Source organism: Microbacterium sp. CBA3102 (genome assembly GCF_007954505.1).
Lineage (GTDB): Bacteria > Actinomycetota > Actinomycetes > Actinomycetales > Microbacteriaceae > Microbacterium > Microbacterium aurugineum.
Genome location: NZ_CP042412.1, coordinates 1,982,624 through 1,998,756 on the forward strand (window position 1 = coordinate 1,982,624; position 16,133 = coordinate 1,998,756).

A 16,133-nucleotide genomic window follows, 5' to 3' on the forward strand; every position below is an offset into this window, starting at 1 on the left:
GGGCTCGGTGCTCCCCGATGCGGCGGCGGCTCTGCCCGACGCCGAGTACCTGGTGCTGTCGAGCCGGTTGATCCCGGGACTCGACGGCGGGTACACGATCGCCACGCTCGCGCGCGCCCGGCAGCTCGCCGGGGCGGGAGTCGCCGACGGGGCGGGACCACAGCTCCTCACGTTCGACCCCGGGACCGCTGCGGACCACGCCGCGCATCGGCGCACGTTCGTCGAGCACGGGGCGCTCGGGGACTCGTCGCGCCTGCGAAATCTGTTCGACGAGGCGGTGGAGCCCCGCGGCGGCGCGGCGGAATGGCTGAGGGTGGCCGCCGACTCCGCGGTGGCCGCTGACCCCGGAGTCGAGTACCGGGTCCTCCGGGACACCGAAGACCGTCCTTTCGTGGCGCTCCCGGTGATTCCCGGCAACCCGGACTGGCACCTGACCGACGAGCCGGTGCTGGTGTTCGACGCCGACGGTGAGGCTGTCGGAGCTCTGCACGGGTTCCGCGGTCTGTACCGGGCCTGGCTCGACCGCGTCACCGCTGCCTTCGGTGATCGCCCCATCGTCGTGATCTGCGAGTCTCGCCAGCTCGGTGAGCTCATCGCGGACTGGTCCGACCCGCGGGTGCGCATCGTGCACACGATCCACACCATGCACGTCGAAGCGCCGTACACCCCGGACTCGACCATGAACACTCTCTGGACGCGCTGGTTCCGGCTCGCCGACCGGTTCGATGCCGTGATCTGGCCGACCGCGACCCAGCGCGACGACGTGGTCGCGCGGTTCGGGGACACGGCTTTCCACGCCGTCGTTCCAAATCCGATCGCCCCCGTCGCTCCGCGCCCGGATCTGCGGGAGGACGGGCTCGTCGTCGTGCTCGGGCGCCTCGCTCCCGGAAAGCGCGTCGACCACGCGATCCGCGCCTTCCTCGCTGCCGATGTGCCGGGTGCGCGGATGGAGATCTGGGGCGGCGGGCCGGAGCAGGAGCGTCTGCAGGCGCTGATCGATGAGCTCGGCGCGGGGGATCGCATCGTGCTCGCCGGGTACTCGGACGCCCCGGGGACGGTGCTCGACCGCGCGTCCGTCCTGGTCACGTCCACGGCTTTCGAAGGCCAGCCGCTCGGCGTGGTCGAGGCGCTGCTGCACGCGACTCCCGTCATCTCGTACGACGTGCGCTACGGCATCCGTGATGTGCTGCAGCGCGGTGGCGGGATGCTGGTGCCGAGCGGCGACATCGATGCGCTCGGCCGAGCGATCCGCACGCTCCTGACCGACCCCGAGCGTCTCGCGGCGTTGAGCGCGGAGGCGCCGTCGGTCGCCGCGGCCTGGAGTCCCGAATCCTCGCTCGAGGCCCTCACCGCCGCGATCGCCGCCGCAGTCGCCGCTCCGCCCCGTCGCGCCTGACCCCGCCGCGTCGCGCCTGAGCCCGCCCCGTCGCGCCTGACCCTCCGCGTCGCGCCTGAGCCCGACCCGCACACCCGTCTCCCGTCGCGATATGACAACCAAAACGGCTCATTCGGGTGTCATATCGCGACGGGAGCACGGGAGCGTGCGACCGGAGCAGAAAAAAGTGGCGGCGGATGTCGATCTGAGGCATTCTCGTTCGACGCCAGAGGTGAGAGGGTCGAGAGACGGCCCTGCGAACAAGGAGAACATCATGAAGTTCATGCTCATCATGCGTGCGAACGACGACGCCGTCGAGGCGTACAAGGAGATGCCGTTCGAGCAGGTCATCGAGGCCATGGGCAAGTACAACGAGTCGATGATGAAGGCCGGTGTGCTCGTCGCGGGGGAGGGCTTGACCGACGCTGCCGAGGGCTTCGTGGTCGACTTCAGCGCAGAGAAGCCTCTGATCACCGACGGCCCCTACGGCGAGACGAAGGAGCTCTTCAACGGCTTCTGGATCATCGAGGTGTCGTCCCGCGAAGAAGCCGCCGAATGGGCGAGCCGTGCACCCCTGGGCGCGGGTTCGTTCCTCGAGGTGCGTCGGGTCACGGGCGTCGAGGACTTCCCGGCCGACAATGAGTGGATCGCGAAGGAAGCCGGCTGGCGCGAAGAGCAGGCGCAACGCGCGCAGCAGTGACGACGACACACGGTGATGGACGCATCCGAACACGGTGAGACGACGCGTTCCGCCCCCGAAGACGGGTCGGCGGAACGCGCCGTCGCCGCTGTCTGGCGCATCGAGTCCGCGCGCATCGTCGGTACCCTCACCCGGAGGGTCGGCGACTTCAGCCTGGCGGAGGACCTCGCCCAGGAGGCATTGGTCGACGCGCTGAGACAGTGGCCGGAGGAGGGGGTTCCCCGCAACCCCGGGGCATGGCTCACGGCGGTCGCGAAGCGCAAGGCCATCGACGGGTGGCGCCGCGCGGAGCGTCTGGATGCCAGGGTCGCGGCGCTCGCCCACGACCTGGAGCAGGAGCAGGCCGCCGCGCCGGAGCTGCTGTGGGACCCGGACGCCCTCGACGACGATGTCCTGCGGCTGATCTTCATCGCGTGTCACCCCGTTCTCTCGAAGGAGGCGCAGGTCGCCCTCACACTGCGGGTCGTGGGTGGCCTGTCGAGCGAGGAGATCGCGCGGGCCTTCCTCGTGCCGACGGCGACCGTGCAGCAGCGCATCGTGCGGGCGAAGAAGACGCTGAGCGCCGCCAACGCTCCCTTCGAGATCCCGCCGCGCGAAGAGCGGGCGGAGCGGATCGGGGCAGTCCTCGGTGTGCTGTATCTGATCTTCAACGAGGCGCACGCCGCGAGCAGTGGTCCGGACTGGATGCGACCGGAACTGAGCGATGAGGCGATCCGGCTGAGCAGGGTGCTCGCGGCACTGATGCCGCGTGAGCCCGAGGTGCACGGTCTGCTCGCACTGATGGAGCTCACCGCCGCCCGGTTCGGAGCGCGTGTGGACCGGAACGGCGATCCGGTGCTGTTGGCTGACCAGGACCGGGGCCGGTGGGATCGCGGACGCATCAGCCGCGGTCGTGCCTCGCTCGCGACGGCTGATGGCCTCGGGCGCGGACGCGGCGCGTACTGCCTCCAGGCGGCGATCGCGGAGTGCCATGCGGTGGCTTCGAGCGTCGATGACACGGACTGGGACAGGATCGTGCTGCTCTACGAGGCACTCGGTCGGATCGCCCCATCTCCGGTCGTCGAGCTCAACCGCGCGGCGGCGGTCGCGATGGCCACGGGCCCGGCGTCCGCATTGCGGATCATCGATCAGCTCTCGGCATCGGGACTGCTGCGCGGCTATCACCTCCTTCCCGCCACCCGGGGGGAGCTGCTGCGACGGCTCGGACGCGAGGACGAAGCGCGGAGCGATTTCGCAGTGGCCGCGGGCCTCGCCGGCAATGATCGTGAGAGGTCACTGCTGGAGCGGAAGGCGAGCGGAGCCGCGAGCTAGAGTCCCGCCGAAACGCGAAGTGGCCCGCCTCCCTGGGGAGACGGGCCACTTCGATGAACGGCGGTCAGTTGTTGCCGCGGACGATCGCGATGATGCGCAGGATCTCGACGTAGAGCCAGACCACGGTGACCATGATGCCGAAGGCTCCGAGCCAGCCGTACTTGCGCGGTGCGCCGTTGCGGACGCCCTGCTGGATCTGGTCGAAGTCGAGCACGAGCGAGTACGCCGCCATGATCACGACGAGGACACCGATGATGAGGCCGAGCGGGATGCCCATGATGCTGGCGCTCAGCATGCCGAACGCCTGGTCCTGCGGCAGCACGCCGGTCCACATCAGGACGACGTTCAGCAGCGAGAAGACCAGGTAGCCGATCATGGCGATCATGAAGATCTTGGTCGCCTTCTTCGACGCGCGGATCTTGCCGCTCGCGAAGAGAGCCAGGGTCACGCCGACGACCGAGACGGTCGCGAGCGTCGCCTGGAAGACGATGCCGGGGTAGATGACCTCGAAGAACGCCGAGATGCCACCGATGAAGAGGCCCTCGAACGCCGCGTACGCGAAGATCAGTGCGGGGCGCACCTTCTTGCGCGAGGTGAAGGTGATGACCATGGCGAGCACGAAGCCGCCGAGCGCACCGACGATCCACGGCAGCATGTTCGGCTGGAAGGTGCTCTCGCGGCTGAACGCGGGAACGTCGACACCGCCGAGCGTCATGACCCAGCCGATGGCCGCGGTGACGAGCAGGATGCCGAACAGGCCGGCCGTCTTCCAGACCGTGTCCTCGACCGACATGCGATCGGTCTCGATGGCACCGGCCGGCGGGGCGGCGTACATGCCCTCGAGCTGTGCGTTGGCCGCCGCGTCCATCGCCCCGTGCTGGAGCGAGGCGCTCTGCGCGCCCTGAGCAGCCTGAGGTCCGCCCGGGTAGGTCGCGACGTTGCGCGGGTCCTGCTGCTGGAAAGCAGGGTTGTTGAAAGCGAAGTTGCTCATTGGTGGGCCTCACTCCAAAGGGGGGTAGTAGGTCTCTTGCCTCTACGATACTCGGGAGGTACCCCTCCTGGGGTGTTCTACGCTGAGAGCGTGCCCAGGAAATCGCCCCTCGTCATCGGGCATCGCGGTGCGCCCGGCTACCGTCCGGAGCACAGCCGCTCCTCCTACGAACTCGCGCTCGCGATGGGGGTGGATGCCGTCGAACCCGATGTCGTCGCCACGAAGGACGGCGTGCTGGTCGTGCGACACGAGAACGAGATCTCCGGGACGACCGACGTCAGCGCGCGTCCGGAGTTCGCCGACCGCAAGACGACCAAGCGCGTCGACGGGCAGGCACTGACCGGGTGGTTCACCGAGGACTTCACCTGGGCCGAGCTGTCGACGCTGCGCGGACGTGAGCGGCTGCCCGAGGTGCGGGCATCGAGCGCGAGCTTCGACGGCACCCAGTCCATCCTCCGTCTCCGCGACGTGCTCGACCTCGTGCGGGAAGGCTCTGCCGAGCACGGCCGCGAGATCGGCGTCGTGCTCGAGGTCAAGCACGCCACCTACTTCGCGAGCATCGGCCTCGCGCTCGCGCCCCTCATCGAGCAGGAGCTGCGTGCGGCGGGATGGGCCGACGGCGAGCTGCCTCTCGTGATCGAGTCCTTCGAGTCGACGGTGCTCGGGGAGCTTCGCGAGCGGGGCATCGCCGCGACCTCCATCTACCTGATCGAGGCGACGGGCCGGCCGTACGACCGCAAGGCAGTCGAGGGCGCGCAGGCGATGACCTACAAGGCGACCGTCACCCCTCGCGGGCTCGATGGCCTCGTCGGCCTCGTCGACGGCATCAGCGTGAACAAGAAGATGCTCCTCGATCACGGGAACACCATCGTCGCGGACGCCCATGCACGCGGCCTTCTCGTGTACACGTGGACCTGCCGTCCCGAGAACGCCTTCCTGGCCGCCGAGTTCCGCGGTGCGGGCGGCCGGGGCGCGTACGGCGACTACGAGTCGGAGTGGGGTGTCCTCGCGCAGCAGGGCATCGATGGGGTGTTCGTCGACCACCCCGACCTCGGCGTCGCCTTCTTCCGCGGCTGAGCCGGCGCCGATCGCCGGTCGACGGCTCAGAGCGTGCGATCGAAGGAGCCGCGACGCGTGGAGACGATCTCCTTGCCGAGCGGCATGAGCGAGATCGGGACCATCTTGAAGTCCGCGATGCCCATCGGGATGCCGATGATCGTGACGCACAGCAGGATGCCGGAGACGATGTGGCCGATGGCGAGCCACCAGCCGGCCAGGATGACCCAGAGGACGTTGCCGAGGAACGACCCGACCCCCGCGGTCGGCTTGCTCACGACCTCGCGTCCGAACGGCCAGATCGCGTAGGCGGCGATGCGGAACGAGGCGATCGCCCACGGGATCGTGATGATCGGGATGCACAGCAGGATGCCGGCCAGGACGTACCCGAGGAACAGTGCCCAGCCGGCCAGGATGACCCAGATGATGTTGAGGATCGTGCGCATGAGCTGATTGTGTCACCCGCGCGACGCGATGTCTGAGCATCCGCCCCGAGGTCCCGAGGGCCCCGTGTTCCGGATGCCAGACTGACCGCATGACCGGAATCGTGGTGCAAGACGTCAGCAGAGCGTTCGGGACGGTGCAGGCGGTGCGAGCGGCCTCGCTCCGCGCGGACCCCGGCAGAGTGACCGGACTCGTGGGGCCGAACGGGGCGGGGAAGACGACGCTGCTGCTGATGCTCGCCTCGCTCCTCGCCCCCGACACCGGGACGATCAGCATCGGGGGCGTCGATCCCGCGGTCGATCCTCTCGCTGCGCGACGCATGCTCGGCTGGATGCCCGATGCACTGGGAGCCTGGCCGTCGCTCACCGCCCGCGAAACCCTCGTCACCACCGCTCGTCTCTACGGCATCGAGAAGGCGGACGCTCAGGGCCGTGCCGAGCAACTGCTCACGCTCGTCGGGCTCGCGCCGCTCGCGGACTCGCCCGCCAAGGTGCTCTCGCGCGGGCAGAAGCAGAAGCTGGGTCTCGCGCGCGCTCTCGTGCATGACCCGCAGGTGCTGCTCCTCGACGAGCCGGCGTCGGGCCTCGACCCGGAAGCGCGCGTGCAGCTGCGCGGTCTGCTGCGTCGTTTCGCTGCGGAGGGGCGCACCGTGCTGATCTCGAGCCACATCCTCTCGGAGCTGGAGGAGGTCGTCGACGATGCGGTGTTCCTCGTCGCCGGCTCCGTGGTGGATGCGGCTCCCGCCCAGAGCACGGTGCGACCGTGGCGGGTCCGTCTCGCCGGCGCGACGCCCGAGCGGATGAACGCCGACACCTGGCAGGTGGCCTCGAACCTCGGGCTCGCTCCGGAGTCGCTCGCCAACGACCGCGGCGCGGTGCTGGTCGGGTTCGCGGGGGAGGACGCAGCGGCCCAGTCGCTGCGCCGCCTCGTCGACGCGGGCCTTCCGGTCTCGGAGTTCGCTCCTGCGCAGAGCGACCTGGAGCACACGTTCCTGAACCTGCCGCAGGCGCCGACGCCACAAGCCGCACCTCGGCCCCCTGCACCCCCTGCGCCCCCGGCGCCGACCGGAACGGAGGCGGGAGCATGAGCCTCGCCAACATCGGGATCATCGCCCGACTCGAACTGACCCAGCGCCTGCGGAGTGTCGGGTGGTACGTCCTGCTGGGCGTGTTCGCGCTCATCCTGCTCGGAGTCACCGGGCTCGCATTCGCCGTGTACTCCTGGGGCGACTTCATCGGGGCCGGCGTCTATTCGATCGTCGTCAACATCGTCCTTCTGCTCGTGGTGCTGGTGTCGCCGACGCTCAGCGGCAACGCGATCAACGGCGACCGCGATGCCGCCACCCTCGGCGCGATCCAGGTGACCGCGGCTTCGACCGGCGACATCATGCTCGGCAAGCTCCTCGCCGCTGTCGCGACCGGCGGGGCGTTCCTCCTCGTCGCCGTTCCCTTCCTCGCCCTGTCTCTGCTCGGCGGGGGAGCGAACCCCCTCGTGCTGCTCGTCTCGCTGCTCGTGCTCGCGGCGGAGATCATCGTGGTCGCCGCGATCGGCGTCGGATTGAGCGGACTCATCGCGCGCCCGCTGTTCTCGGTTGCAGCCACGTACCTCGTGGTCGCCGCGTTCGTGTTCGGCACGCTCATCGCGTTCGGGCTGGGCGGGATGGCGGTACGCAGCGAGGGGACCAGCTACTCGCGACCGTACGACGCGAACGGCAACGTCGACTGCGATGAGTGGCAGGTCAGCACGATGTACGAGGTGCCCCGGTTCGACCTGGTGTGGTGGGCGCTCGCGGCCAATCCCTTCGTGGTGCTCGCGGATGCGACGCCGACCGAGTTCACGCCCGACGGCTACCCGGTCGACCTGTTCGGCCAGATCAAGACGGGCGTGCGCGGGGCGCAGCAGTCGCCGCTCGAGCAGCGCTGGGACGACTGCGACCGGGACGGCAGCGGCTATCCCACGCCGCAGGAGGTGATCGAATCGTCGGTGCCCAGCTGGTTCGTGGGCCTCGGTGTGCAGGTCGTGATCGCGGGGTCGCTGTTCGCCGGGGCCTGGGCGCGCACGCGGACGCCTGCCCGGCGCCTCCCGCCGGGCACTCGCATCGCCTGACACCGGCACCGGGTGACGCGGGGGTGGCGGTCGCGGCAGATCGCCATCCCCCGTTCACCTCCCGTGCACCCGGGGGATTCTCCGCGGCCACGCGGTATCGGTGGTCTGGTCGGGTACCCGACTGAGACCCCAGGAGTTTCCATGCCCCGCCTGCACCGCGCAGCGGCGGTCACGACGGTGTGCGCCTTGAGCGCCGCCGCCCTGCTCGCCACCCCCATCGCCGCGATCGGTTCGACCGCTCCGAGTCTCGTCCTGAACGAGATCGTCTATGACGACGCCGCGACCGGCCTTGCCGACCAGGTCGAGATCTACAACGCCGGAACCGAGACGGTCGACCTCGCGGGGTGGACCATCGCGGATGAGAAGCGCGACAGCTTCGGAGCTGCGCCGGAAGGCACCTCGCTCGCACCGGGCGAGTTCCTGGTGCTGGAGAAGGATGTCGACTTCGACTTCGGGCTCGGCAAGGGGGACGAGGTCGTGCTCTTCGACCCGAGCAGCACCGAGGTCGACGCGTACGCGTATGAGAACACCGCGCCGCTGTCGGTGTGGGCGCGCTGTCCTGACGGCACGGGGGCATGGGCACCGGCGACGACGGTGACTCCCGGCGCTCCCAACGATTGCGCCGTCGCTCCCGTCGCGGGCTCCATCCTCATCAACGAGGTCGACTCGCAACCCGCCGACTGGGTGGAGTTCCACAACCCCGGCACCGAGGCGCTCGACATCTCGGGCTACGAGATCCGCGACAACTCCGACGATCACCGCTGGCAGTTCCCGCCGGGCACGCAGATCGCGGCGGGGCATTTCCTCGTCGTCGAAGAGGGGACGATCGGACTCTCCGGAGGCGTCGAGGCCGCATTCCGCGAGCCGATCGGTATCGGCAGCGCCGACCGTATCCGTCTCTACGACGCCTCGGGGGCGATGATCGACGACACGCTCCCGTGGCAGGGGCACGCGGCGATCGATGGCGACTTCGCTGCGGCCACCCTGGCACGCTGCCCCGACGGCGTCGGTTCCTTCGTGCTCGCGCATCCGACCCCCGGTGCCGCGAACTCGTGCGTCCTGCCCGACGTCGTGATCAACGAGATCGAGTCGAACGGTGACAGCACCGACTGGGTCGAGGTCGTGAACACGGGCACGACTGCGGTGGACCTCTCGGGCTGGACCGTCATGGACAACGATCCGACCGGTCACGCGGACGACACCACACCGCTCCCCGCCGGTACGATGCTGCCGCCCGGGGGCTACTTCGTCTTCGACCAGCCGGCGAACTTCGTGTTCGGACTCGGCAACGGCGACACCGTGACCATCCGTGATGCGAACGGCAACACGGTCGACGAGCACGTCTACACCGCGCATGCCGCCGGCGTCCTCGCGCGCTGTGCCGACGGTACCGGCGACTTCGTCGACATCGCGGTCTCGACCAAGGGTCTCCGCAACGCCTGCGGCAACCCGGTGCGTATCAACGAGGTGGAATCCGACGGCGGCTCGCGGGACGATTGGGTGGAGCTCGTGAACCCGACGAGCACCGAGCTCGATGTGTCGGGCGTCGTGGTGAAGGACGACGACGACACCCATGTGTACGCGATCCCAGCCGGAACCCGCCTCGGTGCGGGGGAGTACCTCGTGATCGAGCGGGCACAGCTCGGGTTCGGTCTCGGTTCCGGCGACGCGGTGCGCGTGTTCGACGGCGACCTGCTCATCGACGAGACCACCTGGGGGTCCGGCCACGCCGCCACCACCTGGGGCCGTTGCCCCGACGCGAGCGGCGCGTTCGCCGTGACCGCGGAGTCCACCAAGGGCGCCGCGAACGTGTGCGCCGGCGAGGTCGCCGTGTCACCGTGGCCCGGTTCCGCCGAGGTGCGCGTGGTCGACAGCATCCCGACGTTCCTCGAGGACAGTTCCGGACTCGACGTGCAGGAGACCGCCGAGGGCGCGTTCCTGTGGGCGGTCGACAACGGCGAGGGTCGCATCTGGAAGCTCGACGCGCGCGCCGACGGCTCGGTCGAGAAGGCCGAGGGCTGGGATGCAGGCAAGCGCGTGCGCTTCCAGAAGGACGCCGCCGATCCGGGGGCTGCGGGCCCCGACACCGAGGGCATCACGGTCGACGGAGACGGCTTCGTGTACGTGGCCTCCGAGCGGGACAACAGCGCCAAGGGCGTCAACCAGAACGTGGTCCTCAAGGTCGATCCCGAGGCGTCGAGCGGTGACCTCATCGCTCAGCAGGAGTGGGATCTGACCGCCCTGCTCCCTGCCGTGGGGGCGAACCTCGGCATCGAGGCCGTGCAGTGGGTGCCCGATGCCGCGCTCGCCGGGAAGCTCTTCGACGACACGTCGGGCGCGGTGTATGACCCGAAGGATCATGCAGGTCACGGCGACGGGCTGTTCTTCGTCGCGGTCGAGGACAACGGCCACGTCTACGCGTTCGCGCTCGGATCCGACGGGGCGGCGACGCTGGTGTCGGAGATCGCTCCCGGCCTCCCCGGAGTGATGGCGCTCGACTACGACACCGTGCGCGACACCCTGTGGGCGGTGTGCGACGACGGCTGCCAGGGGCGCTCGGCGGAGATCACGCTGAACGGCACCGCACAGCCCGACATCGCGCACTACGCCCGTGCCGCCGGCCTGCCCGACATCAACAACGAGGGTTTCGCGACCGCGCCGGCCTCGCTGTCGGTCGACGGGCAGCGCCCGGTGTGGTGGTTCGCCGACGGCTTCGCCTCCGAGTCGCTGCGCACCGGGACGCTGCCGGGAACAGGCGGCGGTACTCCCGGCGGCGAGACCCCGCCCCTCCCCGGCACAGGGCTCGTGGACGACAACCGCAACGGGCTGACGGTGAACCCGTCGGTCGCGGCCCGGGGGCAGGAGGTCACGATCACGGTCGGTTCCGCAGGCGCAGGCACGGACGTGTCGGTGTGGATGTACTCCGAGCCGATGCGGATCGCGTCGGGGACGCTCACGACCGCGGGGACCATCACGGCGACCATACCGGCCGATGCGCCTCTCGGCGCCCACCGGATCGCCGTGTTCGATGCGAGCGGCGGGCTCCTCGGCTGGGCGGACCTCCGTATCGCGGGAGCGGCAGGATCGGGATCTGAGACGGGTGCGGGTGCGCTGGCGACGACCGGCTCCGAGCTCCCGGTCGCCGCCGTCGCGCTGGCGCTGCTGCTCCTCACCGCCGGCGCGGCAGCAGTCCGCCGTCGCAGGCGCGACGCCTGAGCGCGCAGGGGTGCACAGGTCGACCGTGCACCCCTGCGTCGCCGCCGATGCCCCCGCATCCCGTGCCGCGGTGTCTGTGCCGACGCCTAGACTCATAGGGCCATGACCGAAGCTCCTCTCATCGTCCCCGGATCCGCCGGCCCCCGCACCTCCGGGGCGGAGGGACAGGACGAACTCCTCGCCGGACTGAACCCGCAACAGCTCGAGGCCGTCACCTATCGCGGCCCCGCTCTGCTCATCGTCGCGGGCGCGGGGTCGGGCAAGACCAGCGTGCTCACGCGACGCATCGCCTCGCTGCTGCGCTCACGCGAGGCCTGGCCGAGTCAGATCCTCGCGATCACCTTCACCAACAAAGCCGCCGGCGAGATGCGCGAGCGCGTCGAAGGACTGATCGGGGACGCCGCCCGGGGCATGTGGATCTCGACGTTCCACTCGGCCTGCGTCCGCATCCTCCGCCGCGAGGCTCAGCAGTTCGGGTACACGAAGTCCTTCACGATCTACGACTCCGGCGACTCGCGCGCTCTGCTCAAGCGGCTGGTCAAGGAGCACGAGGCGGATGCGTACGGACTGACCCCGGCCTCGGTGCAGTCGCGCATCTCGAAGCTCAAGAACGAGCTCTCCGACGCCGAGTCCTACGCGCGTCAGGCCAACATGAGCGATCCCGCCGAGCGCGTGTTCGTCGAGGTGTTCGCCGACTACCAGCGTCAGCTGCAGAAGGCCAACGCGTTCGATTTCGACGACCTCATCGGTCAGACGGTGTACCTGTTCCGCGCTTTCCCGCAGGTCGCCGACACCTACCGTCGTCGCTTCCGGCACATCCTGGTCGACGAGTATCAGGACACCAACCACGCGCAGTACGCGCTGATCCATGAACTGACGCGACCCGTGTCGGGCGCCGGAGCAGCTCCCGACCCGTATGCCTCGAACGGCATGATGATCTTCGAGCCCGATCCCGCCCCCGCTGCCGATGCCGGCGAGCCCGGTGCCTCGCTCACGGTGGTCGGCGACTCCGACCAGTCGATCTACGCCTTCCGCGGCGCCGACATCCGCAACATCAGCGAGTTCGAACGTGACTTCCCCGGCGCCCGCGTGGTGCTGCTCGAACAGAACTACCGTTCGACGCAGAACATCCTCTCCGCCGCGAACGCCGTGATCGGCAACAACTTCGACCGCAAAGACAAGAAGCTGTGGAGTGACAAGGGCGACGGCGACCCGATCATCGGCTTCACCGGCTACTCGCAGCACGACGAGGCCCAGTTCGTCGCCGACGAGGTCGAGGCACTGCACCGTGCCGGCATGCCGTACTCCGAGATGGCGGTGTTCTATCGCACCAACTCGCAGTCCCGTGCGCTGGAGGAGATCTTCATCCGCTCGGCGGTGCCCTACAAGATCATGGGCGGCACGAAGTTCTACGACCGCGCCGAGATCAAGGATGCGCTCGCCTATCTCGTCGCGGTGGCGAATCCGGCCGACGAGATGTCGGTGCGCCGCATCCTGAACAAGCCACGCCGTGGCATCGGCGACGTGACGGAGACGGCCATCGCGCGTTTCGCCGAGGAACACGGCATCAGCTTCCGTGACGCGCTGTCGATGCCGGCCCAGCTCGGCGTCGGCCCGAAGATCCAGGCGGCGATCGGTCAGCTCGACGCCGTGCTGACCGAAGCCACCGCGATCCTGATCCCGGCCAGCGGCGAGCTTCCGCCCTCCACGGCGGTGGCCGACGGGCTCAGTCTGCTGCTCGGCAAGAGCGGCTACCTCGACGCCCTGCGTGCGAGTCGTGATCCGCAGGACGAGGCGCGCGTCGAGAACCTCGACGAGTTCGTGGCCGTGGCCCGCGACTTCGCGCGCAACAACCCCGAAGGCACGATCGTCGACTTCTTGACCGAAGTCGCCCTGGTCTCGGACGCCGACGACCTCGACGACGAGTCCGGCTCAGTCTCACTCATGACGATGCACACGGCGAAGGGACTCGAGTACGACGCCGTGTTCGTCACGGGCGTTGAAGAAGACCTGATCCCGCACCGGATCTCGGCCGGAGAGCCTGGAGGGCCGCAGGAGGAGCGCCGGCTCTTCTACGTCGGCATCACGCGGGCGCGCAAGCGGCTGCACCTGTCCCTCGCGATGACCAGAGCCCAGTTCGGCGAAGTGACCGTGGCGATGCCCAGCCGTTTCCTGCAAGAGATCCCGTCGGGACTCATCGACTGGCGTCAGTCGCCGGGTGACGTGAACTCGCGCGGCGGGATGCAGTCCCGGGCCCTCAATGCGCGACGCCAGGGCGGTTTCGGCGGCTCGAGCTCCGGATCGGGCGATCGCTTCGCGGTCAAGGCGCTTCCCGGGCGCGATTCCCTCAAGCCCCTGTCGACGGCGATGGACAAGTTCCCCAACCGCGTCACGGCCAAGATGCGCGACAACGGCGATCTCGAGCTCGCCGCAGGCGACCGCATCCGTCACGTCGACTTCGGCGAAGGGCGGGTCGATGCGGTGACCGGCGAGGGAGCCAAACGCATCGCCCACGTGCGCTTCGACTCGGCAGGGCAGAAGAAGCTCCTCATCAAGGTCGCGCCGATCGAGAAGATCTGACGTCACCGCGGGTGTTCAGGCTTCGGCGGATCACGGTCCGGATTGGCGGTTAGGCTGGCTCATATGGCCCTCTTCTCCCGCCGCAAGAAGTCCGGTGACGATGCCGTCGCCCCCACCACCGACGTCGTAGAGACGGACGCGGGGGCACCCGGATCCGACACCGTCGCCGCCGACGACGCCTCGGACGCCGGCAGTGTCGACGCTCCCTCGATCGGCATCTCCGTGCAGGCCTTCCGAGGCGTCGGCGCCGAGGCCGGCCCGGAGGTGGAGCTGCCCAGCGCTGAGACGGCGCCCGCGGCGGCGGCCCCTGCCGCCCCTCGCGCCCCACAGGCACCGACGGCGCAGGAGGAAGAGCCCCCGCAGCGGCGTCTGCCGCTCGCCTCGCCGCTGCCGCCGGAGCAGACCGAGACCGTCGCCGGGATGAAGGACAACGTCCTGCTCCGTGAGGCGCTCACCGAGATCGAAGCGGGGGCGACCAACGACCAGCTGCTGGGCGTGATGCGTCAGGCGCTTCAAGGGCACCTCTACATCCGCGTCAACGGAGACGCCCGCGCGCAGATCAGCGAGGGCAAGCCGCTCTCCGTCGCGGTCGTCCGCGACAACGACGACCGCCAGTTCATGCTCGCTTTCAGCTCGGCGGCCGCCGTGCGCGATTCCGTGCAGCTCGAGCCGGATCCCGCGGCCACCTCCGCCGTCGCGCAGCCCGTGACGTCGGTGCTGCAGCAGGTCGTGGCAGGAGACTTCGCGGGGCTCATCGTCGACAACGCGTCTGCACCCCACCGCGTGGTCTTCCCGACCGAGCTGTTGCAGAAGACGCTCGACCAGGCCGACGTCGACATGACCGTGAAGTCGATCCTGGCCGCTCCCCGTGCGCAGGATTCGGCTGTCAAGGTCGGAGAGGCCCTGGCGACCACGCGCATGTGGGTGGCGGTCAACGACGGCTCCGGCAGCGGTCAGGTCGGCATCGCCGAGGCCCAGACCCCCGACGGGCGACGGTTTCTGCAGCTCTTCTCGCACCCGCTCGAGGTCATCGCGCTCGGCCGGGGTGATCGTCCGCTCCCGTTCGAGCCGATGCAGCTCGCCAAGGTCCTCACGAGCCACTCCGAGATGGGCGGAGTGATCGTCGATCCCGCCGGCCCGTCGATCATCGTCGAGCGGGACGCCCTCACGCCGGTCCTGGTGCTCGCGGTCGATCTCGGCGACTGACCGGGCTCCGTCGCTCCTGCCGGCGGGCGCGGGGTTCCGTCCGTCCGAGCATCGCTCTAGGGTCGGAGCATGGCCTCAGAACGTGTGACCCTGACCGTGGTCGACTCGGACGGAGAGCGTGAGGTCGCGCTCTCCAGCCCCAACAGGGTCGTGTGGCCGGACCTCGGCATCACGAAGGCCGAGCTCGCGGAGTACGTGCAGCGCGTCTCGGTGCCCTTCCTCGCGGCGAACGGCAATCGGCCGGTCTCGCTGGAGCGCTTCCGCGACGGCATCGGCCCCTCGGGCGGGCCGAAGGCGGAAGGGTTCTTCTCGAAGAACCCGCCCAAGGGCACCCCCGACTTCGTCGATGCGGTGACGGTGACGTACAACAGCGGACGCCGGCATCCGCAGATCGTGCTGAACCGCTCGAGCGCGATCGTCTGGGCGGTGCAGATGAACACGATCGTGTTCCACCCCTGGGCATCGCTCGCGACCGACGCCGACGACCCGGTCGAACTGCGCATCGATCTGGACCCGCAGCCGGGGACGGATTTCGCGGATGCGGTGACGGCCGCGCACACGCTGCGCGAGGTGTTGCGTGAGGCGGGCCTGGAGGCGTTCGCCAAGACCAGCGGCAACCGCGGGCTGCATGTGTTCGCGCCGATCGAGCCGACCCACGAGTTCCTCGATGTGCGCCATGCCGTCATCGCAGCGGGGCGGGAGCTGGAGCGTCGGATGCCGGATCAGGTCACGACGAACTGGTGGAAGGAGGAGCGCGGGGAGCGGATCTTCGTCGACTTCAACCAGGCGAACCGAGACCGCACGATGGCCGGTGCCTACAGTCCTCGCGCGCTGCCGGGAGCGACGGTGTCGACACCGGTGGCCTGGGACGAGCTCGACGGGCTGGATCCGCGGACTTTCACCGTGCGCACGATCCCGAAGCGCCTGGATGAGATCGGCGACCCGTGGGCGACCATGCAGGAGGCCCCGGGCCGGATCGACACCCTGCTGGCCTGGTGGGAGCGCGACAAGGAGAACGGGCTGGGGGAGCTGCCGTTTCCTCCGGAGTTCCCGAAGATGCCAGGCGAGCCGCCCCGCGTGCAGCCCAGCAAGAAGGTCGCGGCCAACTGGGACGACGACGGCACTCCCGTCGAGAAGGACTGACCGCC

The 16,133-nt window shown here is 69.4% G+C and carries 12 protein-coding genes; 10 read left to right on the forward strand and 2 right to left on the reverse strand.

Annotated elements, in window-relative coordinates; genetic code table 11:
- Positions 1 to 7 precede the first annotated feature (7 nt).
- From FGL91_RS09540 to FGL91_RS09550, 3 genes are all read left to right on the forward strand, one after another.
- Positions 8 to 1,396, forward strand: a complete 1,389-nt coding sequence (locus FGL91_RS09540; RefSeq protein WP_227991428.1) for a glycosyltransferase — start codon at positions 8 to 10, stop codon at positions 1,394 to 1,396.
- A gap of 253 nt (positions 1,397 to 1,649) precedes the next feature.
- Positions 1,650 to 2,075, forward strand: coding sequence for a YciI family protein (locus FGL91_RS09545; protein WP_047523649.1), 426 nt, complete (start codon positions 1,650 to 1,652; stop codon positions 2,073 to 2,075).
- Between the two features lie 15 nt (positions 2,076 to 2,090).
- Positions 2,091 to 3,386, forward strand: coding sequence for an RNA polymerase sigma factor (locus FGL91_RS09550; RefSeq protein ID WP_153243690.1), 1,296 nt, complete (start codon positions 2,091 to 2,093; stop codon positions 3,384 to 3,386).
- 64 nt (positions 3,387 to 3,450) lie between these two features.
- Here the strand turns inward: FGL91_RS09550 and FGL91_RS09555 are convergent, their stop codons facing one another.
- Positions 3,451 to 4,377, reverse strand: coding sequence for a Bax inhibitor-1/YccA family membrane protein (locus FGL91_RS09555; RefSeq protein WP_131492515.1), 927 nt, complete (start codon positions 4,375 to 4,377; stop codon positions 3,451 to 3,453).
- 90 nt (positions 4,378 to 4,467) lie between these two features.
- Between FGL91_RS09555 and FGL91_RS09560 the strand changes: the two genes are divergently transcribed.
- Positions 4,468 to 5,454 carry a glycerophosphodiester phosphodiesterase family protein gene (locus FGL91_RS09560; RefSeq protein ID WP_153243691.1) on the forward strand — a complete coding sequence of 329 codons (987 nt, stop codon included), beginning with the start codon at positions 4,468 to 4,470 and terminating at the stop codon, positions 5,452 to 5,454.
- Positions 5,455 to 5,480: 26 nt separating this feature from the next.
- Here FGL91_RS09560 and FGL91_RS09565 read toward each other — a convergent pair whose 3' ends face one another.
- On the reverse strand, positions 5,481 to 5,879 hold the full coding sequence (locus FGL91_RS09565) for a YccF domain-containing protein (RefSeq protein ID WP_131492512.1): 399 nt from the start codon (positions 5,877 to 5,879) through the stop codon (positions 5,481 to 5,483).
- An 89-nt stretch (positions 5,880 to 5,968) separates the two neighbouring features.
- Here FGL91_RS09565 and FGL91_RS09570 point away from each other — a divergent pair, with 89 nt between their 5' ends.
- From FGL91_RS09570 to ligD, 6 genes are all read left to right on the forward strand, one after another.
- Positions 5,969 to 6,964: an ABC transporter ATP-binding protein gene (locus FGL91_RS09570; RefSeq protein ID WP_227991432.1), complete on the forward strand. Its 996-nt coding sequence runs from the start codon at positions 5,969 to 5,971 to the stop codon at positions 6,962 to 6,964.
- Positions 6,961 to 7,983 (forward strand): ABC transporter permease, encoded by a 1,023-nt coding sequence (locus tag FGL91_RS09575; protein ID WP_047523644.1) that lies wholly within the window; start codon positions 6,961 to 6,963, stop codon positions 7,981 to 7,983. The genes FGL91_RS09570 and FGL91_RS09575 overlap by 4 nt, the downstream gene beginning before the upstream one ends.
- 141 nt (positions 7,984 to 8,124) lie before the next feature.
- The gene (locus tag FGL91_RS09580; RefSeq protein ID WP_153243692.1) at positions 8,125 to 11,199 is read left to right on the forward strand and encodes a lamin tail domain-containing protein; all 3,075 of its coding nucleotides are present in this window, start codon (positions 8,125 to 8,127) and stop codon (positions 11,197 to 11,199) included.
- A 102-nt stretch (positions 11,200 to 11,301) separates the two neighbouring features.
- A complete protein-coding gene (locus tag FGL91_RS09585) occupies positions 11,302 to 13,779 on the forward strand; it encodes an ATP-dependent helicase (protein ID WP_153243693.1) in 2,478 nt (825 codons plus the stop codon).
- A 63-nt stretch (positions 13,780 to 13,842) separates the two neighbouring features.
- Positions 13,843 to 14,985 carry an SseB family protein gene (locus tag FGL91_RS09590; RefSeq protein ID WP_153243694.1) on the forward strand — a complete coding sequence of 381 codons (1,143 nt, stop codon included), beginning with the start codon at positions 13,843 to 13,845 and terminating at the stop codon, positions 14,983 to 14,985.
- 69 nt (positions 14,986 to 15,054) lie between these two features.
- Positions 15,055 to 16,128: a non-homologous end-joining DNA ligase gene (gene ligD / locus FGL91_RS09595; RefSeq protein ID WP_153243695.1), complete on the forward strand. Its 1,074-nt coding sequence runs from the start codon at positions 15,055 to 15,057 to the stop codon at positions 16,126 to 16,128.
- The last annotated feature ends 5 nt before the right edge of the window (positions 16,129 to 16,133 follow it).

What these genes read in the sequence shown, in the direction of transcription:
- FGL91_RS09580 (WP_153243692.1), top strand. Translation starts at nt 8,125, where the DNA reads ATGCCCCGCCTGCACCGCGCAGCGGCGGTCACGACGGTGTGCGCCTTG.
- FGL91_RS09575 (WP_047523644.1), top strand. Translation starts at nt 6,961, where the DNA reads ATGAGCCTCGCCAACATCGGGATCATCGCCCGACTCGAACTGACCCAG.
- FGL91_RS09570 (WP_227991432.1), top strand. Translation starts at nt 5,969, where the DNA reads ATGACCGGAATCGTGGTGCAAGACGTCAGCAGAGCGTTCGGGACGGTG.
- FGL91_RS09590 (WP_153243694.1), top strand. Translation starts at nt 13,843, where the DNA reads ATGGCCCTCTTCTCCCGCCGCAAGAAGTCCGGTGACGATGCCGTCGCC.
- FGL91_RS09555 (WP_131492515.1), bottom strand. Translation starts at nt 4,377, where the DNA reads ATGAGCAACTTCGCTTTCAACAACCCTGCTTTCCAGCAGCAGGACCCG.
- ligD (WP_153243695.1), top strand. Translation starts at nt 15,055, where the DNA reads ATGGCCTCAGAACGTGTGACCCTGACCGTGGTCGACTCGGACGGAGAG.
- FGL91_RS09550 (WP_153243690.1), top strand. Translation starts at nt 2,091, where the DNA reads ATGGACGCATCCGAACACGGTGAGACGACGCGTTCCGCCCCCGAAGAC.
- FGL91_RS09545 (WP_047523649.1), top strand. Translation starts at nt 1,650, where the DNA reads ATGAAGTTCATGCTCATCATGCGTGCGAACGACGACGCCGTCGAGGCG.
- FGL91_RS09565 (WP_131492512.1), bottom strand. Translation starts at nt 5,879, where the DNA reads ATGCGCACGATCCTCAACATCATCTGGGTCATCCTGGCCGGCTGGGCA.
- FGL91_RS09585 (WP_153243693.1), top strand. Translation starts at nt 11,302, where the DNA reads ATGACCGAAGCTCCTCTCATCGTCCCCGGATCCGCCGGCCCCCGCACC.